We start from the raw sequence: 26,515 nt of genomic DNA on the forward strand, positions 1-26,515 counted from the left end.
TTTATTTAAATAAAGAAGATGAAACCTGTAGAAAAAGAGACAAATATCATTTTTTACGCTATTATGTAAAAAATCTATAATAAAAAATACCAGAAGTTATCTGGAGAGGATGCATGGCCTTAGACCATAAAATTCCAGTCGCTTATAGCGTTTTGGAACGATTGCCCCTGTTACAAAATAGGCCATGGCTTGGCTATTTTTGTGCGCTCATTGTTGCGGGTGGAGCCTTTCTTCTCCGTGTTACCATCGATCATCTTCTTCCCGAAGGGTATCCCTTCATTACTTTTATGCCGGCGATACTTATCGCTACATTTTTATTTGGTACTAAACCCGGTCTTATTACAGCGATTATCAGTCTATCTTTAGCGCCCCATTTTATTGAGGAAGGCGTAGACTTTAATGGCGTTCTGGTATGGTTTTTATGCCTTTTAGAAACCGCCACAGATATGGGCTTGGTCGTTGCTTTACAGCATGGAACCTATCGGCTCAGAAAAAAACGCGCCTATAATCAAATGCTGGCTGAACGTAATGAATTACTGTTTCATGAGCTTCAGCACCGTATTTCTAATAATTTGCAGGTAATCGCTTCATTACTGCGGATGCAAAGCCGCAGTATCACAGATCAAAAAGCAAAAGAGGCCATCGATGCCTCGGTTCAGCGGATCCATATGATTGGTGAGCTTCAGCGTGCACTTTATATAAAGAACGGTAATCAACTGGGTGCTAAGCTCATCCTTAATCGCCTTATTCAAGATATTATTGCCTCTAGTGATCATCCTCATATTCGTTGCACTATCGAAGCAGAAGATTTAATTCTTCCTTCCGATATGGCTATCCCTTTGGCATTAGTCTCGGCAGAATCTGTATCCAATGCTTTGGAACATGGGTTCAAAGATAAAGAAAATGGCTGTATTGATATCAGTCTTAAAAAAATAGATGATCATATAGAATTGACTATTTCTAATAATGGGAAACCTTTACCCCAAGGGTTTTCTTTGGAAACAGTCGATAGTCTGGGCTTGAAAATCGCGGCGATGTTTGCCCGTCAATTTAAAGGTAAATTTACACTCACCAATCGTGCCGATCAAAATGTCGTTTCCTGCCTTATTCTTCACTATGGCTAAAATTACGTGTTATTTTCTACCTACCGTCACCTTGACTTTTTTTGTAATTTTTGGCTTATTTAGCACCGGTAATGGATTCTGCCTGATCCTTTGAATAAGGATCGAACCGCCAATCAGGCTAATGACTCCTGCTCAAACATATTTTTATGATTGAGGAGTCATGCCTGCTTTACGTCCCAATGAGGATGGCGGTAGCTCCTTGATCAAAGGAGCGAGAATGTATCAATTATTTTCAAAATATAAGCCTTTTAAACTCATTCTTCTGCTCAAATGGCTGGCTATTATTTTCCCCCTGTCGGCTATAATCGGTAGTTGCTGCGCTCTGTTCCTCTGGGCCTTAGAATGGGCCACAAAAACCCGTATTGCCTATCCCGTTTTGCTTTTTGGATTACCAATAGCCGGTTATATTACCGCATGGTTTTATGATCGCATTGGCCGCCCTGCTGCCGCCGGTAATAATCTTATTCTCGAAGAAATTCATAAACCGAATGCAGGCGTGCCTTTGCGCATGGCCCCCTTAATTTTCATTGCAACAATTATTACCCATCTTTTTGGTGGCTCTGCTGGCCGTGAAGGTACGGCTGTTCAATTGGGTGGTAGCTTTGCCAGTGGCATGGGTAAAATTATCGGTCTTAATAAAGCGGATATCAGACTTTTATTAATTTCTGGTATTGCGGCTGGTTTTGGTGCGGTTTTTGGCACCCCTGTTACAGGGGCTATTTTTGCACTTGAAGTCCCCGTCATTGGAAAATTAGAATATAGTGCGATGATCCCGGCTTTCGCTGCTTCGATTTTCGGAGACTGGATATGTCGTTTATGGGGTATGGATCACCTGCGCTATGTGATGAGTTTTCCAAGTGAAGTCGGTCATTTCGAACTAAATATCGTTATTTTCTTTAAAGTGATCTTGGCTTCCATCGCCTTCGGGATGGTGGCACGCCTTTTTTCCGAAAGTCTATCGAATACATCCCAATGGTTTAAAAAAATTATCCCCTCCTCGCCCCTCATCAGTTTTACAGGTGGCCTTATCATAATCGCTTTAGTCTATATCACAGGAACAAGGGATTATCTGGGTTTAGGGGTTATCGCCGAGCATGTCGGAGGCTTGCAAATCGGCAGTTTTTTTGATCCTGCACAAACGCATTATTGGAGTTGGCTTCTTAAATTCATCTTTACCGTCATCACTTTGAGCACAGGTTTTAAAGGCGGTGAAGTAACACCTTTATTCTTTATTGGGGCGGCCTTGGGTAGTGCGATAGCACATAGTATCGGTGCACCTGTTGACCTTTTTGCTGGCATTGGTTTTATCGCTGTCTTTGGGGCTGCGGCCAATACACCGCTTGCTTGTATGATCATGGGTGTAGAAATGTTCGGCGCCGGCAATATCGTTTATTTTGCAGTGGGCTGCTGCACTGCTTATGTTTTCAGTGGTTATTCTGGTATTTATCTTTCCCAGATTGTGGGTACTCTGAAACCGGATCCTCATCCGGTAACGTTACAACAAAGTCTTAAAATGCTGCAAAGGAATTGGTGGACAACGGCAACAGATCCGCTTCCTTCAGAAACAGAAATTTCAGAAAAACAGACACCCCAATCCTCTAAAAAGAAAATAGATTCCTCTAATAACACAGAGTTTTTATAAAAAATTGAAAGCAGCCCTTGCGTTTAGACGCATCCATCCCTAGCTACATAGCGTCACTTCGGTGACTATGATGGTAGATTTTCAGGTGAAATAGACTCGACGGACCCGGAGGGCAGTACTCCGGCGCCTCCACCATCAGTAGCGGTTTACATCCGCTGTTGATGATGGGGGCGAAACAGGATCGACGTGTGTAGTAAAGATCTGATTGCTATCCGGCGTGATTGAGCCGTTAAACCGATCATTTTCACAAGTGCCAACGATAACGAGGTACTCGCTGTTGCTGCGTAATGAAAACCCTCACGGGTAGACATTACAAAGTAAAAGCGCGGTTGGGCTGCACCGGGCAACAGAAGCAGATTCCAGCGGTTTGGGGAGCACCGGGCAACAGAAGCTCCCTATTTCTCCTTAAAAAATTCCAAAAGCAAAAACTTGAGCTGATAGACCCTAAAATCCCTATTTTAAGGCCTGATAGAATAGTGTGCCCGATTGGCTTTTGAAAATCATTCAGGGTCAAGTTTGTCAATCAGTACAGCACTAGCTTGGTTAAGACCCACAATAGCCAAATCAACATTATGATGCCGGAAGCGGGTCTGTACCTTATGAAAGGCTTCAACGGCTGTCACATCCCAAAGATGGGCATGGGTTAAATCTATTGTAACCGAACGACCCTCAATCCCTTTCATTTCAAAGGCATCAATAAACATATCGGCTGAAGCATAAAAAACCTGCCCTTTCACCTGATAAATCCGACTATCAGCTTCTTCGATAATATGGATTTTGATAAGGGCTGCGATTTTAAACGAGAAAAATAAGCTACTTAATAAAACACCGGCCAAAACACCGGCGGCTAGATTATGGGTAAAAACGGTCACAAGAACCGTTGTCAGCATAATAATAGCCGAAAGCTTTGGTAAGCGTCGAACGTCTTTGATGGATTGCCAGTTAAAAGTACTTACAGAAACCATCAGCATAATAGCGACCAGTGCCGCGACTGGAATCTGAGAAACCCAAGGGCGTAACCCTAATATCAAAATCATTAGAAAAGCACCGGCGGCAAAGGTTGATAATCGCCCCCTACCCCCATAGCGTATATTACCGACTGTTTGACCTATCATACCGCAACCCGCGATGCCGCCGAATAAACTGGCTGCAATATTCGCCATACCAAGGCCTAAAGATTCACGATTTTTATTACTATTGCTATCAGTCAGATCATCAGCCACAAACGCGGTCATAATAGATTCTAGCAAACCGACCATTGCAATAGCGAGCGCTGGCAAAAAGATGATTTGTAAACTCTCCCAGGCGAAAGGAATCGTCAGTGGGGTAAAATGAGGTAATGTCAGGGGTAAACGGCCAAGATCGGCTACAGTACGCACAGGTAAATGCCAAAAATTTGTGACAAGAGTCAAAATGACGATTGCAATTAAAGGCGAGGGAATGGCGCGGATTATACGCGGCGCACCATAGATAATTCCCAAACCGGCTATAATTAAGAGCAGGCCTTGCATATTAGCAGCAAAAATTTGTGGTAACTGTGCCGAAAAAATCAAAATAGCCAAGGCATTGACAAAGCCTGTTCGAACGGGACTAGCGACAAACCGCATCAAGACAGATAAGCGAAATAAACCAAAAACAATTTGGATGAGCCCCGCAAGAAGACCTGCGGCTAAAAGATAAGGTAATCCATGACTATGAATAAGGGGGGCAGCGACCAAGGCAACAGAACCCGCTGCTGCCGAAATCATAGCAGGCCGTCCCCCAAAAAAAGCAATAACAATACCGATCACAAAAGAGGCGTATAAGCCAACCTCAGGATCGATACCGGCAACAAAGCTGAAAGCAATTACCTCAGGGATAAGCGCAAAAGTAGCGACCATACCGGCTAAAAGTTCACGGCTTATATAAGGGAATAGTTTTCTCCCCTCGCCGCCGGATAATCCCTTGGCGCTTATCATGCTATTCTCCTTGGAAGTTACAGAATTTTAGTAATAAATTAAGGCTAGTTTCAGGTGATAAGAAAAAACGCTGACAGGAAAATAGCGCTAAAAAAATCTTATCCGCTTTTTATAAAAATATGATTTTTTTATCATAGCCTATCTATCAAAGAATATTAAACAATCTATCGTGTTTTTGATGGGAGAAAGCAGCGTCCTATAGGCTTATGGCAAATTTATAAGCATAGAGACGCTATCATTGACGCCTTACGCCGAAACATTAAGTCAGTATTTTATCAATATGCAAAGCTTAGATTGCTTGCCCCCCGATATTATCAAAAAGGCATCTTTTTCTATGGCATGGGACAAACAAAAAAATAGAAACGATTATTCGACAGCATCCGTTTCTTCTGGTGAGGGGACAGGTAATCTTAAAAAACTGAATCTGTCGATGCTGATTTTAGCCCTAGCGTTAGGTACCTTTTCTATCGGCATTGGCGAATTTGCAGTAATGAGTTTACTACCTAATTTTGCTAAGGGACTTCATATTTCTATCCCTGATGCGGGTAATGTCATTAGTGCTTATGCTTTAGGTGTAGTGATCGGAGCCCCCATAATCGCGATCGGTGGCGCATGGCAAAGTCGTCGTCATCTCTTAATTGGGATGATGCTGCTCTTTATGCTTGGAAATACGGCCAGTGCTTTGGCCCCTAATTATCACTGGATGTTATTATTTCGTTTTATCAGTGGTCTTCCTCATGGTGCATTTTTTGGCATTTCAATGTTGGTTGCGGCAGCACAAGTACCTTTTGAACAAAGATCGCGAGTAATTGGTCGGGTATTTTTCGGATTAACCCTTTCAACCCTCTTTGGGGTACCCATAGTAACGGCTTTCGGCCAATATCTGGGTTGGCGCTGGGGTTTTGGGTCGGTAGCTATCTTAGCAACGATAACATTTATTCTTATTATTATTTATTGTCCCTATGACGCCCCCAATAAGGACGAAAGTCCGCTTTCCGAAGTGAAATCAATGGGACGCATCCAAATATGGTTGACCTTGTTGATAGCCGCAATCGGTTTTGGAGGCATGTTCACAATTTATAGCTATATTGGGGCAACACTTACCGAGGTAACCCATATTTCTCCCCATTTAGAGCCTATGGTTCTCTTTATTTTCGGAAGTGGGATGGTTCTCGGTAATATCATCGCCAGTTGGTTTGCTGATAAATCCTTACTACCTACAATCGGCGGATTATTAATCTGGAGTATTCTTTCTGAACTTCTATTTTTCTTTGTTGCCGGTAATATTTGGCTACTAACTATAGATGTATTTCTTATCGGTGGGGGTGTCGCCCTCTCTCCGTTGCTTCAGACCCGACTTATGGATGTCGCAGGGAAAGCGCAGACATTAGCGGCTTCGCTTAATCACAGTGCCTTTAATATTGCTAATGCTATTGGACCTTTTTTAGGCGGTGAAGCAATCCGAGCTGGTTTTGGCTATCAATCCACGGGATGGGTCGGTGCCCTTCTTGCCGCAGGTGGTTTAGCTTTCTTTCTGATTTCTATTATGATTGACTCACGACATAATAAGATCAAGGCATGAATCTTAATTTGAAATACCATATTCATAAAGCACTGTTGTCTCTATTATCATACAACAGTGCTTATTCTATTGACTGTTCATTCGGATAACAGATGTCAAATATTCTTACAGAAATTTGTGCTACCAAAGCACGCCACGTTGCAGACAAAAAAAAGCATATCAGTGAAACTGATCTTTATAATTTGACGAAAAATCAGACTGCCCCGCGAGGTTTTCGCGCTGCTTTAGATAAAAAAAGAGCTGAGGGTAAATTTAGTTTAATCGCTGAAATAAAGAAAGCTAGCCCCTCCAAAGGCCTAATCCGTCCAGATTTTGAGCCTATTCTTCATGCTCGTTCCTATCAGGAAGGCGGTGCGGCCTGTCTATCAGTTTTGACTGACCAGCCTTACTTCCAAGGCCATGAGGACTATTTAATTGCGGCACGGAATGAAGTGACGCTTCCCGTTTTACGCAAAGATTTTATGATCGATCCTTGGCAGGTTACAGAAGCCCGCGCCATCGGTGCCGATGCGATATTAATTATCGTGGCTGCTTTAGAGGACAACCAGATGCAAGAAATCGAAGCCGCCGCCTTAGAATATGGAATGGATGCCTTGATAGAGGTGCATAGCACACAGGAAATGGAACGCGCTTTAAGGTTAAAATCGCGTCTTATCGGGGTAAATAATCGGGATTTAAGAGATTTTTCGGTTAGCTTTGACCGAACTTACGAACTGATCAAACAGGCGCCGAAAGAGTGCACTTTTGTGGCGGAAAGTGGAATCCAGACCCATGATGATTTAGTGGCAATGAATCAGCATAATATTGGTTGTTTTTTAGTCGGGGAAACCCTTATGCGTCAGAAGGATGTAAAACAGGCAACCCGTGACTTATTGGGATTAAACTAAAAATATAAAGCCTGATGCCGCTTTGTCGATGTAAAGCAAGGCATCAGACTTTTTATCACTCTGAAAATCCAAGGGTAAAAAATTACCTCTAAAATTTTATCATCTTAAAGATGAGCCACCATCTCTTCTGTGAACTGGCTTGTTGTCAAGGTTTGGCCATCAGGCATAAAACGCGCCAGATCAACCGTGGCTTTACCTTTTTGGAATAGCGACTCCATGGCCTTAATGATAAGCTGACCGACTTCGAACCAGCCTAAATAATCGAATAGCATGGCGCCTGAAAGCAATAAGGATGATGGATTAGCCTGATTTTTTCCAGCAATGTCTGGTGCGGTGCCGTGGGTTGCTTCAAAAATAGCATGGCCGGTTGCGTAATTAATATTAGCCCCTGGTGCAATGCCAATACCCCCAACCATAGCGGCCAGCTGGTCAGAAATATAATCACCGTTAAGATTAAGGGTCGCAATAACAGAATAGTCTTCTGGCTTTAATAAAGTATTCTGTAAAAACGCATCAGTAATCACATCTTTGACAATGATTTTTTGTGCGTCTTTCGCCGCCTGCAAGGCTTTATCTGCCGCTTCACTGCCTTCCGATTTTTTCAGCTTTTCATACTGATTCATCGTGAAAAGCTTATCGCTGAAATCACGCTCCGCTAAAGCATAAGCCCATTGTTTGAAGCCCCCTTCAGTAAACTTCATAATATTACCTTTGTGCACCAAGGTAATAGAAGGAGCCTTTTGAGCAATGGCATATTCAATCGCTGCTCTTACAAGACGTTCAGAACCCTCTATTGAAACAGGTTTGATGCCGAAAGAAGAGGTTTCAGGAAAACGAACTTTTGTAACGCCCATTTCTTCATGAAGGAATTTATAAAGCTTTTTCGCTTCATCCGTTCCTTCCATCCACTCAATACCCGCATAAATATCTTCGGTATTTTCTCTGAAAATTGTCATGTTGACTTTTTCAGGATGCTTGACAGGGGTTTCAACGCCCTTGAACCAGCGAACTGGACGAAGGCACACAAATAGATCTAACTCTTGTCTTAACGCCACATTCAAAGAACGGATACCACCCCCGACGGGCGTCATCAGCGGGCCTTTGATACCGATAAGGTAGGTCTTAAAGGCATCCATCGTTTCATCGGGCATCCATGAACCGGTTTGATCAAAGGCTTTGCCACCCGCTAAAACCTGCTTCCAGTCCACTTTACGTTTATTACCGTATGCTTTTTCGACGGCTTTATCAAAAATGGTCTGCGCCGACTGCCAGATTTCTTTTCCGACCCCGTCCCCTTCAATGAAGGGAATAATCGGATTAGCAGGTACTTGTAGCTGATTATTCTTAAAAGTAATCTTCTCGCTCATAGCGCTTCCTTATGGCTTTCACCTTAGCAAGATAACAATTTTTTTATGGTTACTTGCTAAGGTTAAGCTATTATTTTTAATATCTTTTTAAGAATGATCTATCGTCTAAGATAGCGTGTATTCTGATTTTAATTTATTGAGAGCACTACCGGCTTTAAACCACTCAATCTGCGCTTCATTATAAGTATGGCTAACTTCAAAAGATTCCTCAGAGCCATCCTTATGGGTAAGAACAACTATCAGATTTTTTCCCGGTGCAAATTCGGTTAAACCAAGAATACTGATTTTATCTTGCTCAGCGATTTTTTCATAATCCGCTTTATCAATGAAGGTTAAAGCCAGCATACCTTGTTTTTTAAGGTTTGTTTCGTGAATACGCGCGAAAGATTTTACAATAATCGCTTTTACATTTAAAAATCTGGGTTCCATTGCAGCATGTTCGCGCGAGGAGCCTTCGCCATAATTTTCTTCAGCAACAATAATAGAGCCTAAACCTTCAGCTTTATATTTTCTTGCTAAAGCGGGAACCGCTAAATAATTTCCGGTTTCAGGATCAATAACTGAATTGGTCTTTTTGTTGAAAGCATTTACTGCTCCAATCAACATATTATTGGCAATATTATCCAAATGACCTCGATATTTCAACCAGATGCCGGCCATCGAAATATGATCAGTCGTGCACTTGCCGCTTACTTTTATCAACAAGGGTTGTTTAATAATATCCTTGCCATCCCATGCCGGAAAAGGCGCCAATAATTGCAACCGATCAGAATCAGGCGAAACCGTTACTTTCACTTGGCTGCCATCAGAAACAGGTGCGGTATATCCGGCATCTTTGAGCGTGAAACCTTTTTTCGGCAACTCATCCCCAAAGGGTTCCGCCAGCTTTACGGATTCACCTTTTTCATTGATCAGGCTATCTTTTAACGGATTAAAGGTCAGACTACCTGCAATAGCAAAAGCAGCCACTATTTCAGGTGAACAGACAAAGGCATAGGTGTGCGGGTTGCCGTCATTCCGTTTAGCGAAATTACGATTAAACGAGGTAACAATAGAGTTACGGGGCTCTTTATCCGCCCCAGCCCGACGCCATTGACCAATACAAGGACCACAGGCATTGGCCATAATGACCGCCCCGACCTGCTCAAAATTTGCAATAATACCATCCCGATCAGAGGTCTCTTTGACCTGTTCCGATCCCGGATTGATAATAAGTTGTGATTTAACTTTCAGGCCCAGACTATGCGCATTTTTAATAACAGAAGCCGCACGGCTCAAATCTTCATAAGAAGAATTTGTACAGGAACCAATCAGACCAACTTCCATATTTTCAGGATAATCATTTTCAGCCACCGCCTGAGCAAATTTGGAAATTGGATAAGCCAAATCAGGGGTGAATGGGCCATTCACATGCGGTTCTAAATGATTTAGATCAATTTCGATCACCTGATCATAATAATCGGTCGGCTTTTCCATGACTTCATCATCAGCCTTAAAGCAGCTGGATAAAGATTGAGCCAAATCAGCAATTTCTTTACGATCTGTAATATTAAGATAATCAACAGATTTCTGATCAAAGGGGAAAATAGACGTCGTAGCGCCTACCTCGGCTCCCATATTGCAGATTGTAGCCTTCCCCGTAGCCGAGAGAGTATGCGTGCCTTCACCAAAATATTCGATAATAGAATTAGTGCCCCCCTTTACTGTCAGAATACCAGCCAGTTTCAGAATGACATCTTTAGGAGAAGCCCAACCTGATAATTTTCCTATCAGCTTAACACCGATAATTTTCGGCATTTTAAGTTCCCAAGGCAATCCCGCCATAACATCGACGGCATCCGCCCCCCCTACCCCGATAGCAATCATGGATAGCCCCCCGGCATTAGGGGTGTGAGAATCTGTCCCTATCATCATACCGCCTGGAAAGGCGTAATTTTCTAAAACGACCTGATGAATAATCCCTGCCCCGGGTTTCCAGAAGCCAATACCATATTTATTGGAAACGTCACGGAGGAAGGAATACACTTCCTTATTACTTTTTTCAGCAGAATGAAGATCATCCTTAGCATTCTTATAGGCCACGATCAGATGATCACAATGGACAGTTGACGGCACGGCCACTTTATCACGCCCTGAATTCATCAACTGTAAAAGCGCCATTTGTGCGGTTGCATCTTGCATAGCAACACGATCAGGTGCAAAATTTACATAATCAATGCCGCGCTGATACGGTTTTAAGGCCTCACCTTTGGCCAAATGGGCATAGAGTATCTTTTCAGTCAGCGTTAACGGCTTACCTAATGCGATTTGTATTTTTTTAATTTTTTCAAGATAGCCCAGATAAATGTGCTTAATCAAATCAACATCAAAAACCATTGTACGCTTTCATTCACTGTCAGTTAACGCATTTGTAAGAATATAATATCATTCAATTATCAAGATTTATATTTATTTTTTTATTTAAACTTTTCCACTAATATATATATTTTTATAATAAATATTGTAATAATATTACCTTAAATATTATTTATATTTTTTTAAAATTATTACTACAATATAATCGTTCTATTATTGAAATTAATCTTATTTTAAATAAAAAATCACTTTTTCTTGTTTAAATTAATATGATTAATAAGAAATTATATTATCAATAGGTTTATTTATTTTATAAATTATAATAAACTTTTATTACATAAATAATATTTATGTTATTTTTAACTATATTTTTGAAATCATTATAAATTTATCTAAAAATATAAATAAAAATTATAAAATTATATTTTTTACAAAAAAACATTTTGTTTTTTTAAGAAAACATAGGCTTTTTTAAAAAAATAAAAATGAAATATTCCTAATATTATTAATATTAATTTTGTAAGAACTACACCTAATTATAGGGTCAATCCAGAACACCATATATCAACAACAGAATAATTTTTTAAAAAAGAAACCGAAACAAATTTATTCTATAAATTTTAACTATAAAAAAAACCAGCAAGCTGGACGCTTCTGGTTCAAAAAAAGATCTGGTCTTTTATTAAAAAATTTGGCGGAGCGGGTGGGATTCGAACCCACGAGAGGCGGTTAGCCCCTACACACTTTCCAGGCGTGCGCCTTCGACCACTCGGCCACCACTCCGCATTATGTCTGGGGGTGAAGCTCTAACCATCCTTGCCTATAAAGGCAAGCCCTGCTTCACATTTTTCCCAAAAAATTTTAAAATATTTTTTAAAATAACAGAATAAAGAGAGAGGCTTATAAAAACCTCTCTCTTTTCAGAAAGAAGCCTATCAAGCCTCTTCGTTTTCGACTTCTTCACTCAAAACAGGACCAGAATCCTGACCTTTGGCAGTGACATCACGATCAACAAATTCGATGATCGCCATCTGTGCAGAGTCAGAAGCACGGATACCGGCTTTAATGATACGCGTATAACCACCATTACGATCAGCATAACGGGGACCCACGATATCAAACAGTTTTTTCAACTGTGTATCATCTAACAAACGGCTATGCGCCAGACGACGGTTAGCCAGACCACCTTTTTTCGCCAAGGTAATCAGCTTTTCTGTATAAGGACGCAGTTCACGTGCCTTAGCAAGCGTCGTCATAATCTGTTCATGCTTAATCAAGGCTGCAGCCTGATTACGGAATAAAGCCAGACGATGGCTAGAGGTACGTTGCAGCTTACGGCCGCCAACACGATGACGCATTTTTTATCCTTTCGTTTGTTCTCAAGGCCGTCTCAGGTACCCTGGACCACGCCCTTTTAAGAGAGAGCGCCTAACTCTTGATAAAGAGACCGGCCTGACTATCAGGCCGATTTAAAAATCAATATTCTTGTTCCAGTTTTTTGGCCATTTCCTCAATATTTTCAGGTGGCCAACCCGGAATTTCCATGCCTAAACGCAGCCCCATAGCGGACAATACTTCCTTGATTTCATTCAAAGATTTACGACCAAAATTAGGCGTGCGAAGCATTTCAGCTTCGGTCTTCTGAACAAGATCACCGATATAAATGATGTTGTCGTTCTTGAGACAGTTAGCAGAACGCACTGAGAGCTCAAGTTCATCAACCTTTTTGAGAAGGTTGCGATTAAGCTGGTTAGCGCTGCTTTCAGCCTCATTACTGGAAGTTGGTGTTGCACTCTGTCCAATTGCAGAAGCTGGCGGTGCCAGACCATCATCAAAGTGAACAAAGAGCTGGAGCTGATCCTGAAGAATGCGTGCTGAATAAGCAATAGCGTCTTCAGGTGCGATCGTACCATCCGTTTCAATGGATAGTAGCAACTTATCAAAGTCAAGCTCTTGACCAACACGCGCATTTTCAACCTTATACGCCACTTGGCGTACTGGAGAATAAAGCGCATCAATCGGGATTACCCCTATAGGGGCATCAGCCGGACGATTAGCAACAGCCGCCACATACCCTTTTCCGGTATCAACGGTCAGTTCAACATTAAAAGTTGCGCCCTGATCAAGATGACAAATTACCAGTTCAGGATTCATCACTTCGATATCACCTGTTACGGCAATGTCACCGGCAGTCACTACGCCCGGGCCTGTACGCGAAATATGCAGGCGACGGCTTCCGTCTCCTTGCATTTTAATCGCGACTTGCTTGATATTAAGAACAATATCCGTCACATCTTCCCGTACTCCAGTAAGAGACGAGAATTCATGTAACACATTTTCGATCTTAATTGCTGTAATGGCCGCACCTTGCAGCGAAGATAACAGCACCCGACGCAATGCATTACCAAGCGTTAGGCCAAAACCGCGCTCTAATGGTTCAGCAACAAAAGTTGCCTTGCATTTGCCGTTCCCGCTCGCTTTCTTTTCCAGGGCGTTGGGCTTTTTCAGTTCCTGCCAGTTCTTAGCGTTGACAGCCACGTTCGTCCCCTTATGAGTTGAGCCGGCGAGACTGCCCGCCGGCCACCAGAAAAATGGAAAAGGAAGGACACTGAGGCCCTTCGCCACATCAATCAGACACGACGCCGCTTAGAAGGACGTACACCATTATGCGGAATGGGGGTTACATCACGGATAGAGGTGATGTGAAAACCAACCGCCTGCAAAGCACGAAGTGCAGATTCACGACCTGAACCCGGGCCTTTGACTTCAACTTCCAGCGTACGAACGCCATGCTCAGCAGCCTTCTTACCGGCATCTTCTGCTGCAACCTGTGCGGCATAAGGCGTCGATTTACGGCTACCTTTAAAACCCATCATACCCGCTGATGACCAGGAAATAGCATTACCCTGTGCATCGGTGATGGTGATCATTGTATTGTTAAAGCTGGCGTTCACATGTGCAACGCCGGCTGAAATATTTTTACGCTCGCGTCTTCTAACGCGCTGCGGTTCGCGTGCCATATCCTAAAATTCCTCAAGCTGGGTGCTAAAGCAGAAAAACATCTTACTATAAAAGATGTTTGCTTATTTCTTCTTGCCAGCGATTGGCTTAGCCTTACCCTTACGCGTCCGCGCATTGGTATGGGTACGCTGACCACGGACAGGCAGGCCTTTGCGATGACGCAGGCCGCGATAGCAAGCCAGATCCATCAAACGTTTGATGTTCATAGCGACTTGACGACGAAGATCACCTTCGACGGTATAGCTTGCATCAATGGCTTCGCGAATCTGCAACACTTCGTTGTCAGACAGATCCTGAACACGCCGTTCCGGCGCAATTCCAAGCTTAGTCGTAATTTCTTTAGCAGTGGCTGGACCAATGCCATGAATATAAGTAAGCGCGATTTCTACGCGTTTATTCGTCGGGATATTGACACCCGCAATACGAGCCATATTTATAATCTCCTGCTCCACGAGATATGTGGCGCATATCTCATCTCAGCGCTTCTTTTTTTTACAGCTATCATCACAGACGCAAAAAAACGCCCCTGCGACGCGCTCCTGCAAAAGAGGAAGCTTGCTAACCGCTGGGCCATCATGAGTCAAGGATAACTGATATAAAATCAGCAATTATTCCATTTTCGTATAAAATACCGCTTGGCTGATAGCAACCGCCCTTTTACAATATCTCAATAACTTTTTTGTAAAAAAGCAGGTTACCCTTATAGAGAGTAACCTGCTTTCATTTAAGTGAATAAAGGCTATTTTTTAATTAGAAACAGTAGGTTTAGCGCCTTTTTCCTTTAAAATCATTTCAATTTCTTCTGATACCTCATCCATAGGCAGCATACCATCTACATGATAGGCAATGCCACGGGCTTCATAAATAGGCAGGATCGGCGCTGTTTTCTCACGATATTCGATCAGTCTTGCTCTAACCGCTTCTTCATTATCATCAGGGCGGCGTTTGAATTCTGACGATCCACAAATATCACAAACACCCTCTGCCTTAGGGCGATGCAGCTCATTATGGTATCCGGCACCACATTTAGCACAAATATAACGGCCTACGATTCGCTTAACCAAGGCTTCTTCATCGACTTTTATTTCGATAACGCAATCAAGCTTACGGTGGCGCTCGGCTAGTAATTTATCCAAGGCTTCAACCTGTGGTTTGGTCCTCGGGAAACCATCAAAGATAACGCCATTTTGTGTATCAGGCTTATCTAGTCTTTCCCCTAAAACACGGTTCATCAGGTCATCAGGAATAAGCTTGCCTTCTTTCATAATTTTTTCAGCAAGCTTACCCACTTCGGTACCCTCTTGTACCGCTTGACGCAGCATATCACCGGTGGAAAGCTGTATCATCCCAAAGTCCCGAACCAGACGAAGGGCTTGGGTTCCTTTACCCGCACCGGGAGGGCCAAAAAGAATAATATTCATGCGTAAATTCCGCTTCTTTAGACAGACAGGCTAATTTTAATTTACTTTGACCGTCGCCGGATAGTTTTTCCCCGAAGTTTAGACTTACGGATCAAATCACCATATTGATGGGCGATCAGATGACTTTGAATCTGGGTAATCGTATCAATGGTAACATTAACCACGATGAGAAGACTGGTGCCCCCAATGGCAAAAGAGGTCATCCCCAGTTGACTGGCCATAAATTCGGGAACCAGACAGATACAAGTCAAATAAGCTGCCCCAACAACGGTTATACGAGTCAGCAAGTAATCAAGGTAATCTGCCGTCGCTTTACCGGGACGAATACCCGGAATAAAACCACCATAACGTTTAAGATTATCCGCCGTTTCCTCAGGATTAAAAACGATCGCTGTATAGAAAAAGCTGAAAAAGACGATCCCTGCCCCATAGAGCAACATATAAAGCCATGTGCCATGGGCTAAATACTGATTAAGCGTAATCAATATATTATTCCAGCGACCGCCTGCGGTCATCCTCTGGCCAGCAAACTGCGTAATAGTTAACGGCATCAACAAAACAGAAGACGCAAAAATCGGAGGGATAACATTAGCTGTATTCAATTTTAAAGGTAGATGGCTTTTATCCGCTTGCATTACCCCGTGGGCAGATTGACGCTTAGGATATTGAATAAGTACCCGACGTTGAGCGCGTTCCATAAAACATATAAAAAGAATAAGCCCAACGACAACGACCAAAATACCCAAAACCAGAGCAGGATTAACAGCACCGCTACGAGCGCGTTCCAATGTATTGAGAATAATAACAGGTAGCTGAGAAACGATACCCGCCATAATAATAAGCGATGTTCCGTTACCGACCCCACGGCTTGTAATTTGCTCGCCTAACCACATTAAAAACATGGTACCGCCGATAAGGGATATGACGCAGCTAACTCTGAATAATAATCCTGGATCAACAACGGCTGAAAGACCGGCCGGCGTTCTCCAGTTTTCTAACCCAACAGCAATGAAGTAGCCCTGAATCGCGGTTAGAAGAACGGTTCCATAGCGGGTATACTGATTAAGCTTTTTCCGTCCACTATCGCCTTCTTTTTTCAAAGCCTCAAGATGTGGACTAAGAGAGGTAGATAACTGCACGACAATTGATGCTGTAATATAAGGCATCAACCCCAAAGCAATGAGCGACATGCGGCTAAGAGAGCCACCAGAAAAAGTATTGAAAAAATCGAGCACACCACCATGAGTCTGCGCAAAAAGCGCGCCCATTGTACGCGGATCAATTCCCGGTAATGGCACGAAAGAAAGCAATCGAAAGACAATCAAAGCTAGAAAGGTAAACCACAAGCGTTTTTTAAGATCGGTGGCTTTACCAAACTGAGAAAGATTGAAATTAGAGGCAAATTGGTTGGCTGCTGATGCCATTATTCAGTCGAACCCCGAAAAAATTGCTGATAGCTAATGTATAAATTTAACTATCATGACGTATGATCGACATGCCGCAAAAGAGAAAGAAATTCCTTATAAAGAGAATTATTCTTTTTTTCTACGACCTCCTGAAACCCAAAGTTCAGGAACCGGACATAGTGGTTTAAGCGGTGAATGCAGAATTGACAACCAAGCCTTTACCGAAAGATTACTTTCATCCATGAGAAAACGGTCTGCAAAGTCATTTCAACTTGCAGACCGCATCCCATCAATCAGGCTTGGTACCTTGCCAACTTAGGCTTCTGCTTTTTCAACATTGCGACGGGCAATTAATTCAACAGAACCGCCAGCTTTCTCAACAGCTTCACGCGCTGCTTTAGAAATACCAGCAACCTTGAACGTAACTTTGGAAGAGATCTCACCCTTACCTAAGAGACGCACACCATCTTTACCACCTCGGGCAACCCCTGCCGCTTTAAGAGCAGCATGATCAACCGGTGCATTTGCATCAAGACGACCGTTTTCGATCAGTTTCTGCACAACACCCAAATTGACTTCGGCATAATCTTTACCAAAAATATTGTTAAAGCCACGCTTTGGGAGACGCATGTAAATTGGCATCTGGCCACCAGCGAAACCTTTGATAGCCACGCCTGAACGGCTCTTTTGGCCTTTTTGACCACGACCAGCCGTTTTACCAAGACCAGAACCAATACCACGACCAACACGGACGCGATCCTGGCGTGAACCGGCATTATCTTTGAGTTCGTTAAGTTTAAAAGACATAATGGGCACTCGCTTTCGCTTTTGACGCGCTTATAAATTGGAAAGGAAGCTAAACTTGCGCATTTTATAGCTTCCCAATAAAAAACAGCGTCCCTCTACCGAGGCGACGCCGTTCTTTGCCATATTTCCCTGCTATAAAACAAGGAAAAGATTAATTCTCAATCTTAACTAGATGCGCCACTTTGCGAATCATACCCCGGACATCCGGCGTATCATTCAACTCACGCGTACGATGCATCTTATTAAGGCCAAGACCTACCAACGTTGCACGCTGGTCAGGACTGCGGCGGATAGGAGAGCCAATCTGAGTAACTTTAATAGTCGCCATCACATTTACTCCACGACCGCAGCGGCATCGGCTTCAGCCTTAGCAGCAGAAGCACCCCCGCGTCCAAACAGGTCTGCAATACGCTTACCACGACGCTGTGCAACAGCTTTCGGGCTCTTCTGATCATTCAGAGCTTCGAAAGTAGCACGGATCATGTTGTAAGGATTGCTCGTACCGACGGATTTGGTAACCACGTCAGCAACACCCAAGCTCTCGAAGATTGCGCGCATCGGGCCACCAGCAATAATACCGGTACCTGATGGTGCAGAACGCAAATACACAAGACCAGCGCCGAAGCGACCACGGCCATCATGATGTAAAGTGCGGCCTTCACGCAGCGGTACGCGGATCATCGCTTTCTTAGCAGCGGCCGTTGCTTTGGAAATAGCTTCCGGCACTTCACGTGCTTTACCATGACCAAAACCAACGCGACCTTTGCCGTCGCCGACAACAACGAGTGCAGCAAAGCCAAAACGCTTACCACCCTTAACCGTCTTTGAAACACGGTTAATGTGAACCAGCTTTTCAATCAGCTCTTCGCCAGCTTCTTCGTTACGCCGATCGTCACGACGGCCACGACCATCACGGTCACGACCACGTCCACCGCGACCACGTCCACCGCGACCACGCCGTTCGTTGTTCGGATTGGCGCCGTTAGCAGCATTGGCAACTTCGGCATTTTCCGTTTTCTGGATTTCGCTTTCGTCAGCCATTTAGAACTCCAATCCGCCTTCACGGGCAGCATCAGCCAGCGCCTTCACCCGGCCATGAAACAAAAAACCGCCGCGGTCGAAAACAACCTTGGTGATACCCGCAGCAGAAGCTCGTTCTGCTAAACGCTTACCGGTTTCAGCTGCAGCTGTAACGGTGGCACCTGATTTATCTTTCACAGCCTTTTCAAGCGTGGAAGCAGAAGCGACAGTCCGCCCCTGCGCGTCGTCAATAACCTGAGCATAAATATGCTGGCCTGAACGATGCACAGATAAACGGGGACGATGATTACCTTTGGCTCGCAGCGCAGTACGAACGCGCTGACGGCGCCGTTCAAAAAGAGAAAGACCTTTGGCCATTATTTCTTCTTCCCTTCCTTACGGAAGATGAACTCACCGGCATATTTAATACCCTTACCTTTATAAGGTTCAGGACGACGCCAGCGACGAATTTCAGCCGCAACCTGACCAACTTTCTGTTTATCAATACCAGAAATATTAACAGTCGTCGGTTCAGGAGTCTGAATCGTGATACCTTCCGGTACAGCAAAATCAATGTCATGGCTGTAACCGAGCTGAAGCTTCAGGGTTTTACCCTGGGCTGCGGCACGATAGCCGACACCGGTAATCTGAAGGGTTTTGGAATAGCCTTCGGTCACACCATCGATCAAATTTTGCACTAAAGTGCGCTGCATACCCCAAAAAGAACGGGAACGCTTTGTATCGTTAACAGGCTTTACAGAAAGCTGACCATCTTCAAGAGAATAGGTTACTTCCGAAGATAAAGGCATGGTAAGCGTGCCTTTTGGGCCTTTGATAGAAAGCGTATCATTCTCAAGGTTTGCGGTGACGCCCGTAGGTATAGCCACCGGCTTTTTACCGATACGGCTCATCAGAACACCTCCGCCAGAACTTCACCGCCGACATTCTGGTCCCGTGCTTCTGCATCGGAAAGAACGCCCTTTGGCGTTGAAACAATCGTGATACCAAGGCCGTTACGGACGCGCGGTAATTCGCGGGAACCGGAATAAATACGACGACCGGGCTTAGAAACACGGGCAAGATGATGAATAGCCGGTTGGCCTTCAAAATATTTCAGCTCAATACGCAGCGCGTCATGATTGCCAAGCTTGGCTTCAGTATAACCGCGAATATAGCCTTCACGTGCCAACACATCTAAAACGCGAACACGTAATTTAGATGCAGGTGATACCACGCTATCTTTGCGGGCATGCTGGCCGTTGCGAATACGGGTGAGCAAATCACCCAGAGGATCGGACAATGCCATTTGATATATCCCCTACCAGCTCGACTTAGTGACGCCTGGAATCAGGCCTTTATTAGCCAGATCACGCAACTGGATGCGGCAAAGCTGGAACTTACGATAATAACCACGCGGACGGCCGGTTAAGGCGCAACGGTTACGAATACGGGTAGGATTCGCATTGCGCGGCAACTCGGCCATTTTCAGCCGGGCAATAAGACGTTCAGTCTCATCCAAGCTTTTGTCATCAGCAACAGCTTTCAACCGGCTATATTTACCGGCAAAGGCTTTTGCCATTTTTTTGCGCTTTTCGTTCTTGTTGATCGAACTCAGTTTCGCCATGACTTAAGTTCTCTTTCCTTAAAGAGCTGCCTGATTCATAAAATCAGGCTGCCTTCTTCTGTGTAGTGTCAGCCGGAAACGGGAAGCCGAATAAGCGAAGCAATTCACGCGCTTCATCATCCGTCTTGGCCGTAGTGGCAACGACGACATCCATACCGCGGATGGTAGAGACCTGATCATAGCTGATTTCCGGGAAAATCAGCTGTTCTTTAAGACCAGTCGCATAGTTGCCACGGCCATCAAAAGATTTCGGGTTCAAACCACGGAAGTCACGAACGCGGGGAAGAGCAATCGTTAAAAAACGATCTAAAAACTCGAACATACGTTCACGACGCAGTGTCACCTTGACACCGATCGGCATGCCTTCGCGCAGTTTAAATTGCGCAATGGACTTTTTGGCACGGGTAACGACAGGTTTTTGACCAGCGATAAGCTCCATTTCTGCAGCTGCTTGGTCAACTTTTTTCTTGTCCTGAGTCGCTTCCCCAACACCCATATTAAGGACGATCTTAGAAAGTTTCGGCACCTCGAAAGAATTTTTGTAGCCGAACTTTTCAATCATCGCTTTGATGATTTCGTCCTCATATTGCTTTTTCAGGCGCGGAACATAGGCTTCAGCCATTGATCGTCTCCCCGGACTTCACAGCAACGCGAGTTTTCTTACCATCGCGTACTTCAAAACGAACGCGGGTAGCCTTGCCCGTTTTTGGATCTTCGATCGCCACTTTGGAAACCGCAAGCGGTGCTTCCATACGATCCAACCCGCCCTGTGGATTAGCCTGGCTTGGTTTACGGTGACGGGTCACAATATTGATCCCGGACACAACAACCTTGCCTTCTTTCGGCATTGCCTGGGTTACTTCGCCATGTTTGCCTTTATCCTTGCCGGATAAGACAACCACGCGGTCACCTTTTTTAATCTTAGCCGCCATCACAACACCTCAGGCGCAAGCGAAATAATTTTCATATGGTTGCGCGCCCGCAATTCGCGTACCACCGGACCAAAAATACGGGTACCAATCGGTTCACCGTTATTTTTATTGATCAGAACAGCAGCATTGCTGTCAAAACGAATCACCGAACCATCAGCCCGATGAATATCCTTGGCAGTGCGAACGATAACGGCACGATGGACGTCACCTTTTTTGACGCGTCCACGCGGTGCAGCGTCTTTGACTGAAACAACGATAACATCGCCGACAGTCGCAGTACGACGCTTAGAACCGCCGAGCACCTTGATGCACTGCACCCTCTTCGCGCCACTGTTATCGGCGACGTCAAGGTTCGTTTGCATCTGGATCATATATTAGACCCTTCTTTTCAAACCCGGGTTAGCCGGGAAAGCCTCTCTATACCTACAGGGCTTAATAAAAACTATTAAGCTGTAGGCGCTTTATCTGCTTTTTCAAGCACACGCCATGTCTTAAGCTTCGAAACCGGCGCGCATTCTTCAATACGCACAGTTTCGCCTTCATGATAGGCATTTTGCTCGTCATGAGCATGATATTTTTTCGACAAGCGGATGATCTTACCGTAAAGAGGATGCTTTACCTTACGCTCAATCAAAACCACTACCGTTTTATCGGTCTTATCAGAGACCACGGTTCCCGTCAGCACACGCTTGGGCATGATGAGAACTCCTTACTTGGTTGCCGAGCGCTGACGCTCGGCCTGCAAAGTCTTAATCTGGGCAATAGTGCGACGCACTTCGCGAACCCGTAAAGGTTTTTCCAGCTGACCAGTGGCCGCCTGAAAACGCAGGTTAAACTGCTCGCGTTTCATTTCACCCAGTTCGACGGCAAGTTGATCGTCACTCTTTACTTTGAGATCGTCAATCTTCGCCATATTTAGGCCTCTTCATATATGGTTTCACCCAAACGGGCAACAACCTTAACTTTGATGGGCAATTTTGCAGCCGCACGCTCAAAAGCAATACGGGCAATTGGACCCGGAACACCGTCCAATTCAAAAAGAATACGGCCGGGTTTTACGCGAGCGACCCAAAATTCAGGGGCACCTTTACCAGAACCCATCCGGACTTCAGCAGGTTTGCTGGAAACAGGAACATCTGGGAAAATTCTGATCCAAAGTCGTCCCTGCCGACGAATATGACGGGTAATAGCACGACGGGCAGCTTCAATCTGACGTGCCGTAATCCGATCCGGTTCCATAGCTTTTAAGCCATAGGCTCCGAAGTTAAGAGCGGCACCACCCGGTGCATTACCATGAATACGACCCTTATGGGCCTTACGAAATTTAGTTCGCTTCGGTTGCAGCATTTTACTTCGCCTTCTGACACCGATTATCCGGTCGATCAGGCGACGCTGACAAGGGAGTTACCCTTATCGCGCCGGCCGGACCCCCGACGTCTGAGCTTCTACCATCAGCCGGTCCTGAGCCAAGGGATCATGTGCCATGATTTCACCCTTAAAGATCCAGACCTTGATTCCACACACACCATAAGCGGTATGCGCTTCAGCTTCGGCATAATCGACATTTGCGCGTAGCGTATGTAAAGGCACACGACCTTCACGATACCATTCAGTACGGGCAATTTCAGCACCGCCTAAACGACCGCCACAGGTAATTCTTACCCCTTCAGCACCAAGACGAAGTGCTGATTGCACAGCCCGCTTCATGGCGCGACGGAAAGCAACGCGCCGTTCCAGCTGATCAGCAATACCCTGTGCGACTAACTGAGAGTCAATTTCCGGCTTACGGATTTCAACAATATTCAGAGAGACACCGCTTTCGGTCATACCTTCTAGCTTTTTACGCAGCTTTTCAATATCTGCACCCTTTTTACCGATGATAACACCGGGACGGGCAGCATAAATTGAAATACGGCATAATTTAGCCGGACGCTCAATCACTACTTTTGAAATCGCTGCCTGAGGCAAAGACTTCATAATGAATTTGCGGATCTTGATATCTTCGAGCAACAGCTGACCATAATCGCTGCCTTGGGCGAACCAACGGCTATCCCAAGTGCGGTTGATCTGCAACCGCATACCGATCGGGTTGGACTTATGACCCATCTTATTCAGCCTCTTCCTGTTCGCGGACAACGACACGGATGCGCGAAAACGGCTTGATGATCTGAGAAGAACGACCGCGAGCGCGGGTTGCAAAACGTTTCATCACGATCGATTTACCGACCGATGCCTCTTTAACGACCAGAGCGTCAACGTCGAGATTATGGTTATTCTCGGCGTTAGCAATAGCAGAAGCCAGTGCCTTACGAACATCTTTAGCCATCGCCTTTTTGGAGAAGCTAAGAATGTTTAAGGCCTCACCAGCTTTCTTGCCGCGGATAAGACCTGCAACAAGATTAAGCTTATAGGGACTACCACGAACGGTGGTGGCGACGGCTAAGGCCTCCTTATCACCGACGCGACGAGGAGCTTGCGGCTTGGACATTAGCGCTTACCCTTCTTGTCAGCGGCATGGCCTGGGAAAGTGCGCGTTGGCGCAAATTCACCTAGCTTATGACCAACCATATCTTCATTGACCGAAACCGGCACAAATTTACGGCCATTATAGACAGTGAATGTCAGACCAACAAATTGTGGCAGAATCGTCGAACGACGCGACCAGGTCTTGATGGGAGCCCGGTTGCTGCTGTCCTGAGCCGTCTCTGCTTTTTTCAACAGAGACAGTTCGACGAACGGACCTTTCCAAACGGAGCGGGCCATGCTTACCTCTTCTTCTTCGCGTGACGCGAGCGGATAATGAACTTGTCCGTCGCCTTATTCGAACGGGTGCGGGCGCCCTTAGTCGGCTTACCCCAAGGCGTTACCGGATGACGGCCACCTGATGTGCGGCCTTCACCACCACCATGAGGATGATCGACCGGGTTCTTCGCAACACCACGCGTCAATGGACGGCGACCAAGCCAGCGGTTACGACCGGCTTTGGCAAAGTTCTGATTGGCATTGTCAGAGTTTGACACGGCGCCAACCGTTACCATGCAGTCAGAACGAATATAGCGTTGTTCACCTGAATTCAGGCGAATCATAACCATACCCTTATCGCGACCAACGATTTGAGCGTAAGCACCAGCTGCACGAGCCAGCTGACCACCCTTGCTTGGTTTCAGTTCGATATTATGCACAATGGTACCAACCGGTGCTTGACCGATTTCCATGGCATTACCGGGTTTCACATCGGCTTTACGGGCCGCAATGATAACATCACCAACGCCTAAACGCTGCGGTGCCAAGATGTAAGCTAAGCTTTCATCTTCATACTGAACAAGCGCGATAAAAGCGGAACGGTTCGGATCGTATTCGATACGCTGAACCGTAGCAGACATATCCCATTTACGCCGTTTAAAATCGACGATACGATATTTTTGCTTGTGACCGCCACCGATACCGCGTGAAGTTCTGTGGCCTTTGTTATTACGACCACCGGTTTTATTTTTCCCCTCCGTGAGGGATTTTACCGGTTGGCCTTTCCACAAAGACGAGCGATCGACCAGAATAAGACCACGACGGGCCGGACTGGTCGGATTATAATGCTTAAGAGCCATCGTCCTAGACCCCTGTCGTCACGTCGATCGACTGACCTTCAGCCAGAGTCACGATCGCCTTTTTGACGTCTGACCGCCGATAAGGACGGCCTTTCCACTTTTTGGTCTTACCCTTAGTGATAATCGTATTCACTGATTTGACCGAAACCCCAAATAAAGCTTCAACAGCTTCTTTGATAGCAGGCTTGGTTGCGTCAGCGGCTACTTTGAAAACCACTGCGTTATGCTCGGAGACCATCGTTGATTTTTCGGTGATATGCGGACCGAGCACAACATCATAGTGGCGAATAGCCACCCCATCCTGAGTTTTAGCCATTGAGACGAGCCTCCAGCTTTTCAACAGCGGCGCGCGTCAGCACCAGCGTGTCATGTTTCAGAATGTCGTAGACATTGGCACCAATTGCAGGCAGCACATCAAGACCAACCAAGTTGCTGGAAGCACGAGCGAAATTTTCATTCACCGTTTCACCATCAACAACTAATACTTTCGGGCCAAAACCCAAAGATTTGATCTGAGTAGCCAAGAACTTGGTCTTCGCTTCATCAACATCCAAAGCATCGACCACGATCAGAGCGCCTGCCTTTGCCTTTGACGACAAAGCCATACGAAGCCCAAGGGTACGCAGCTTCTTGTTAAGAGACGGATTAAAAACCCGTGCCCGCGCACCATGCGCTTTACCACCACCGATAAAGATCGGGGCGCGACGATCACCGTGACGAGCCGTACCGCCACCTTTTTGGCGACCAAATTTCTTACCAGTGCGAGCAACATCAGCCCGTTCGCGGGTAGCGCGAGTCGGAGCACGACGCTTCTCAAGCTGCCACGTAACAACACGATGCAGGATATCAGCACGCGGTTCGACATCGAATACGGCATCATTAAGCTCGATACTGCCCTTCTGGGAAGCATCGAGGGACTGAACTTCAACTTTCACGATCAGCCCTCCTGACCTTCAGCGGCAACCGGTGCAGCCGGAGCCTCGTTGCCGTTCGCAGCTTTGACAGCTGCCGGATACGGTGCTTCAGCGGGACGCGCTACTTTTACAGCATCGCGAACGATCAGCCATGCACCCTTGGAACCGGGAACAGAACCACGAACAAAAATCAGATCGCGTTCAACATCCGTGGAAATGACTTCCAGATTTTGCTGAGTACGCTGACGGGCACCCATGTGACCTGCCATTTTCTTGTTTTTGAAAACGCGACCTGGATCCTGACGGTTACCCGTAGAACCATGAGAACGGTGAGACAAAGACACACCATGGGTAGCCCGCAAACCGCCGAAGCCCCAACGCTTCATAGCACCGGCAAAACCCTTACCTTGGGTTTGACCGGAAATATCCACTAACTGACCTGCAATGAAGTGGTCAGCAGAAATAGCAGTTCCGACTTCCAAAACGGCATCTTCAGCGACGGGGAACTCAACCAGCTTTGCTTTCAGCTCTACTTCGGCCTTTGCAAAATGACCCCGTTCAGGCTTGGTCAAGTTCTTAGCTTTGGCAGAACCTGCACCCAGCTGAACCGCAACATAACCATCCTGATCTTTATTTTTAACGGCCACGACCTGCACGCCTTCAAGCTTCAGGACAGTTACCGGCACATGCCGACCATCTTCCTGAAACAGGCGCGTCATTCCGACCTTCTTGGCGATCACGCCAGTACGCATGATCCGTCACTCCTTCAGAGGCTCGCGACAGCGGCGAGCATGATAAACGAAAAGCTCCTACGCCCGAATGACGAAGGAGCTGACCCCTTTACAATTAAAGC

At 45.4% G+C, this 26,515-nt stretch carries 33 protein-coding genes, 1 tRNA gene, 1 other RNA gene and 1 riboswitch; of the genes, 5 read left to right on the forward strand and 30 right to left on the reverse strand.

All coding sequences use genetic code 11. The annotated features are described in order from the left end of the window. The first annotated feature begins 113 nt into the window (after positions 1 to 113). The 3 genes from ZYMOP_RS03430 (at position 114) to ssrA (ending at position 3,127) form a co-directional block, all read left to right on the forward strand. Positions 114 to 1,124, forward strand: a complete 1,011-nt coding sequence (locus ZYMOP_RS03430) for a sensor histidine kinase (RefSeq protein ID WP_013933968.1) — start codon at positions 114 to 116, stop codon at positions 1,122 to 1,124. Between the two features lie 58 nt (positions 1,125 to 1,182). Then, a riboswitch (Fluoride riboswitch) is annotated at positions 1,183 to 1,262 on the forward strand. Between the two features lie 22 nt (positions 1,263 to 1,284). Next, entirely contained in the window at positions 1,285 to 2,766 is a 1,482-nt protein-coding gene (locus ZYMOP_RS03435) for a voltage-gated chloride channel family protein (protein ID WP_013933969.1), read from the forward strand. Positions 2,767 to 2,779: 13 nt separating this feature from the next. After that, positions 2,780 to 3,127: a transfer-messenger RNA gene (ssrA, locus tag ZYMOP_RS09300) on the forward strand. 139 nt (positions 3,128 to 3,266) lie between these two features. On the opposite strand, the gene ZYMOP_RS03445 is transcribed toward ssrA, so the two are convergent. Continuing rightward, on the reverse strand, positions 3,267 to 4,724 hold the full coding sequence (locus tag ZYMOP_RS03445) for a SulP family inorganic anion transporter (RefSeq protein ID WP_013933970.1): 1,458 nt from the start codon (positions 4,722 to 4,724) through the stop codon (positions 3,267 to 3,269). Between the two features lie 334 nt (positions 4,725 to 5,058). On the opposite strand from ZYMOP_RS03445, the gene ZYMOP_RS03450 reads away from it, so the two are divergent. Together ZYMOP_RS03450 and trpC are read left to right on the forward strand one after the other, a co-directional pair. After that, on the forward strand, positions 5,059 to 6,306 hold the full coding sequence (locus ZYMOP_RS03450; RefSeq protein WP_013933971.1) for an MFS transporter: 1,248 nt from the start codon (positions 5,059 to 5,061) through the stop codon (positions 6,304 to 6,306). A 92-nt stretch (positions 6,307 to 6,398) separates the two neighbouring features. Further along, positions 6,399 to 7,193 carry an indole-3-glycerol phosphate synthase TrpC gene (gene trpC, locus ZYMOP_RS03455; RefSeq protein ID WP_013933972.1) on the forward strand — a complete coding sequence of 265 codons (795 nt, stop codon included), beginning with the start codon at positions 6,399 to 6,401 and terminating at the stop codon, positions 7,191 to 7,193. A gap of 104 nt (positions 7,194 to 7,297) precedes the next feature. Here trpC and icd read toward each other — a convergent pair whose 3' ends face one another. From icd to rplC, 29 genes are all read right to left on the reverse strand, one after another. Continuing rightward, positions 7,298 to 8,560 carry an NADP-dependent isocitrate dehydrogenase gene (icd, locus tag ZYMOP_RS03460; protein WP_013933973.1) on the reverse strand — a complete coding sequence of 421 codons (1,263 nt, stop codon included), beginning with the start codon at positions 8,558 to 8,560 and terminating at the stop codon, positions 7,298 to 7,300. Between the two features lie 105 nt (positions 8,561 to 8,665). Next, positions 8,666 to 10,936, reverse strand: a complete 2,271-nt coding sequence (locus ZYMOP_RS03465) for an aconitate hydratase (RefSeq protein WP_013933974.1) — start codon at positions 10,934 to 10,936, stop codon at positions 8,666 to 8,668. 671 nt (positions 10,937 to 11,607) lie between these two features. Beyond that, positions 11,608 to 11,698 (reverse strand) — tRNA-Ser (locus ZYMOP_RS03470). Positions 11,699 to 11,850: 152 nt separating this feature from the next. Next, on the reverse strand, positions 11,851 to 12,273 hold the full coding sequence (rplQ, locus tag ZYMOP_RS03475) for a 50S ribosomal protein L17 (protein ID WP_013933975.1): 423 nt from the start codon (positions 12,271 to 12,273) through the stop codon (positions 11,851 to 11,853). A gap of 118 nt (positions 12,274 to 12,391) precedes the next feature. Next, entirely contained in the window at positions 12,392 to 13,453 is a 1,062-nt protein-coding gene (locus ZYMOP_RS03480; RefSeq protein ID WP_013933976.1) for a DNA-directed RNA polymerase subunit alpha, read from the reverse strand. A gap of 92 nt (positions 13,454 to 13,545) precedes the next feature. Next, positions 13,546 to 13,935 carry a 30S ribosomal protein S11 gene (gene rpsK / locus ZYMOP_RS03485; RefSeq protein WP_013933977.1) on the reverse strand — a complete coding sequence of 130 codons (390 nt, stop codon included), beginning with the start codon at positions 13,933 to 13,935 and terminating at the stop codon, positions 13,546 to 13,548. A gap of 63 nt (positions 13,936 to 13,998) precedes the next feature. After that, the gene (gene rpsM / locus ZYMOP_RS03490) at positions 13,999 to 14,367 is read right to left on the reverse strand and encodes a 30S ribosomal protein S13 (protein ID WP_013933978.1); all 369 of its coding nucleotides are present in this window, start codon (positions 14,365 to 14,367) and stop codon (positions 13,999 to 14,001) included. A gap of 315 nt (positions 14,368 to 14,682) precedes the next feature. Further along, entirely contained in the window at positions 14,683 to 15,357 is a 675-nt protein-coding gene (locus ZYMOP_RS03495; RefSeq protein ID WP_013933979.1) for an adenylate kinase, read from the reverse strand. Between the two features lie 41 nt (positions 15,358 to 15,398). Beyond that, the gene (gene secY, locus ZYMOP_RS03500) at positions 15,399 to 16,781 is read right to left on the reverse strand and encodes a preprotein translocase subunit SecY (protein WP_013933980.1); all 1,383 of its coding nucleotides are present in this window, start codon (positions 16,779 to 16,781) and stop codon (positions 15,399 to 15,401) included. Between the two features lie 297 nt (positions 16,782 to 17,078). Continuing rightward, entirely contained in the window at positions 17,079 to 17,570 is a 492-nt protein-coding gene (gene rplO, locus ZYMOP_RS03505; protein ID WP_013933981.1) for a 50S ribosomal protein L15, read from the reverse strand. A gap of 151 nt (positions 17,571 to 17,721) precedes the next feature. Continuing rightward, complete coding sequence (rpmD, locus tag ZYMOP_RS03510; protein ID WP_013933982.1) at positions 17,722 to 17,898, reverse strand: 50S ribosomal protein L30; 177 nt, start codon at positions 17,896 to 17,898, stop codon at positions 17,722 to 17,724. A 5-nt stretch (positions 17,899 to 17,903) separates the two neighbouring features. Beyond that, positions 17,904 to 18,611 (reverse strand): 30S ribosomal protein S5, encoded by a 708-nt coding sequence (gene rpsE / locus ZYMOP_RS03515; RefSeq protein WP_013933983.1) that lies wholly within the window; start codon positions 18,609 to 18,611, stop codon positions 17,904 to 17,906. Then, the gene (gene rplR, locus ZYMOP_RS03520) at positions 18,612 to 18,968 is read right to left on the reverse strand and encodes a 50S ribosomal protein L18 (RefSeq protein WP_013933984.1); all 357 of its coding nucleotides are present in this window, start codon (positions 18,966 to 18,968) and stop codon (positions 18,612 to 18,614) included. Beyond that, positions 18,968 to 19,501, reverse strand: a complete 534-nt coding sequence (rplF, locus tag ZYMOP_RS03525) for a 50S ribosomal protein L6 (RefSeq protein WP_013933985.1) — start codon at positions 19,499 to 19,501, stop codon at positions 18,968 to 18,970. The genes rplR and rplF overlap by 1 nt, the downstream gene beginning before the upstream one ends. Continuing rightward, on the reverse strand, positions 19,501 to 19,896 hold the full coding sequence (rpsH, locus tag ZYMOP_RS03530) for a 30S ribosomal protein S8 (RefSeq protein WP_011240437.1): 396 nt from the start codon (positions 19,894 to 19,896) through the stop codon (positions 19,501 to 19,503). Before rpsH ends, rplF begins: the two co-directional genes overlap by 1 nt. Before the next feature lie 12 nt (positions 19,897 to 19,908). After that, the gene (gene rpsN, locus ZYMOP_RS03535; RefSeq protein WP_013933986.1) at positions 19,909 to 20,214 is read right to left on the reverse strand and encodes a 30S ribosomal protein S14; all 306 of its coding nucleotides are present in this window, start codon (positions 20,212 to 20,214) and stop codon (positions 19,909 to 19,911) included. 43 nt (positions 20,215 to 20,257) lie between these two features. Next, a complete protein-coding gene (gene rplE, locus ZYMOP_RS03540; RefSeq protein WP_013933987.1) occupies positions 20,258 to 20,836 on the reverse strand; it encodes a 50S ribosomal protein L5 in 579 nt (192 codons plus the stop codon). Next, entirely contained in the window at positions 20,829 to 21,149 is a 321-nt protein-coding gene (gene rplX, locus ZYMOP_RS03545) for a 50S ribosomal protein L24 (protein ID WP_215904809.1), read from the reverse strand. The genes rplE and rplX overlap by 8 nt, the downstream gene beginning before the upstream one ends. After that, the gene (gene rplN, locus ZYMOP_RS03550) at positions 21,146 to 21,517 is read right to left on the reverse strand and encodes a 50S ribosomal protein L14 (RefSeq protein ID WP_013933989.1); all 372 of its coding nucleotides are present in this window, start codon (positions 21,515 to 21,517) and stop codon (positions 21,146 to 21,148) included. Before rplN ends, rplX begins: the two co-directional genes overlap by 4 nt. A 74-nt stretch (positions 21,518 to 21,591) precedes the next feature. Then, on the reverse strand, positions 21,592 to 21,843 hold the full coding sequence (gene rpsQ, locus ZYMOP_RS03555; RefSeq protein WP_013933990.1) for a 30S ribosomal protein S17: 252 nt from the start codon (positions 21,841 to 21,843) through the stop codon (positions 21,592 to 21,594). A 12-nt stretch (positions 21,844 to 21,855) separates the two neighbouring features. Then, positions 21,856 to 22,059 (reverse strand): 50S ribosomal protein L29, encoded by a 204-nt coding sequence (gene rpmC, locus ZYMOP_RS03560; RefSeq protein ID WP_013933991.1) that lies wholly within the window; start codon positions 22,057 to 22,059, stop codon positions 21,856 to 21,858. A 2-nt stretch (positions 22,060 to 22,061) separates the two neighbouring features. After that, positions 22,062 to 22,493: a 50S ribosomal protein L16 gene (gene rplP, locus ZYMOP_RS03565; RefSeq protein ID WP_013933992.1), complete on the reverse strand. Its 432-nt coding sequence runs from the start codon at positions 22,491 to 22,493 to the stop codon at positions 22,062 to 22,064. A 63-nt stretch (positions 22,494 to 22,556) separates the two neighbouring features. Continuing rightward, on the reverse strand, positions 22,557 to 23,252 hold the full coding sequence (rpsC, locus tag ZYMOP_RS03570; RefSeq protein WP_013933993.1) for a 30S ribosomal protein S3: 696 nt from the start codon (positions 23,250 to 23,252) through the stop codon (positions 22,557 to 22,559). Between the two features lies 1 nt (position 23,253). After that, positions 23,254 to 23,634, reverse strand: coding sequence for a 50S ribosomal protein L22 (gene rplV / locus ZYMOP_RS03575; protein ID WP_013933994.1), 381 nt, complete (start codon positions 23,632 to 23,634; stop codon positions 23,254 to 23,256). Next, complete coding sequence (gene rpsS, locus ZYMOP_RS03580; RefSeq protein ID WP_013933995.1) at positions 23,634 to 23,909, reverse strand: 30S ribosomal protein S19; 276 nt, start codon at positions 23,907 to 23,909, stop codon at positions 23,634 to 23,636. Before rpsS ends, rplV begins: the two co-directional genes overlap by 1 nt. A gap of 2 nt (positions 23,910 to 23,911) precedes the next feature. Further along, a complete protein-coding gene (rplB, locus tag ZYMOP_RS03585) occupies positions 23,912 to 24,748 on the reverse strand; it encodes a 50S ribosomal protein L2 (RefSeq protein ID WP_013933996.1) in 837 nt (278 codons plus the stop codon). A gap of 4 nt (positions 24,749 to 24,752) precedes the next feature. Further along, positions 24,753 to 25,064 carry a 50S ribosomal protein L23 gene (locus ZYMOP_RS03590; RefSeq protein WP_013933997.1) on the reverse strand — a complete coding sequence of 104 codons (312 nt, stop codon included), beginning with the start codon at positions 25,062 to 25,064 and terminating at the stop codon, positions 24,753 to 24,755. Then, the gene (gene rplD / locus ZYMOP_RS03595) at positions 25,057 to 25,683 is read right to left on the reverse strand and encodes a 50S ribosomal protein L4 (protein ID WP_013933998.1); all 627 of its coding nucleotides are present in this window, start codon (positions 25,681 to 25,683) and stop codon (positions 25,057 to 25,059) included. Before rplD ends, ZYMOP_RS03590 begins: the two co-directional genes overlap by 8 nt. A 2-nt stretch (positions 25,684 to 25,685) precedes the next feature. Beyond that, complete coding sequence (gene rplC / locus ZYMOP_RS03600) at positions 25,686 to 26,414, reverse strand: 50S ribosomal protein L3 (protein WP_013933999.1); 729 nt, start codon at positions 26,412 to 26,414, stop codon at positions 25,686 to 25,688. Between the last annotated feature and the right edge of the window lie 101 nt (positions 26,415 to 26,515).

Origin of the sequence: Zymomonas mobilis subsp. pomaceae ATCC 29192, assembly GCF_000218875.1 — a bacterium.
Taxonomy (GTDB): domain Bacteria; phylum Pseudomonadota; class Alphaproteobacteria; order Sphingomonadales; family Sphingomonadaceae; genus Zymomonas; species Zymomonas pomaceae.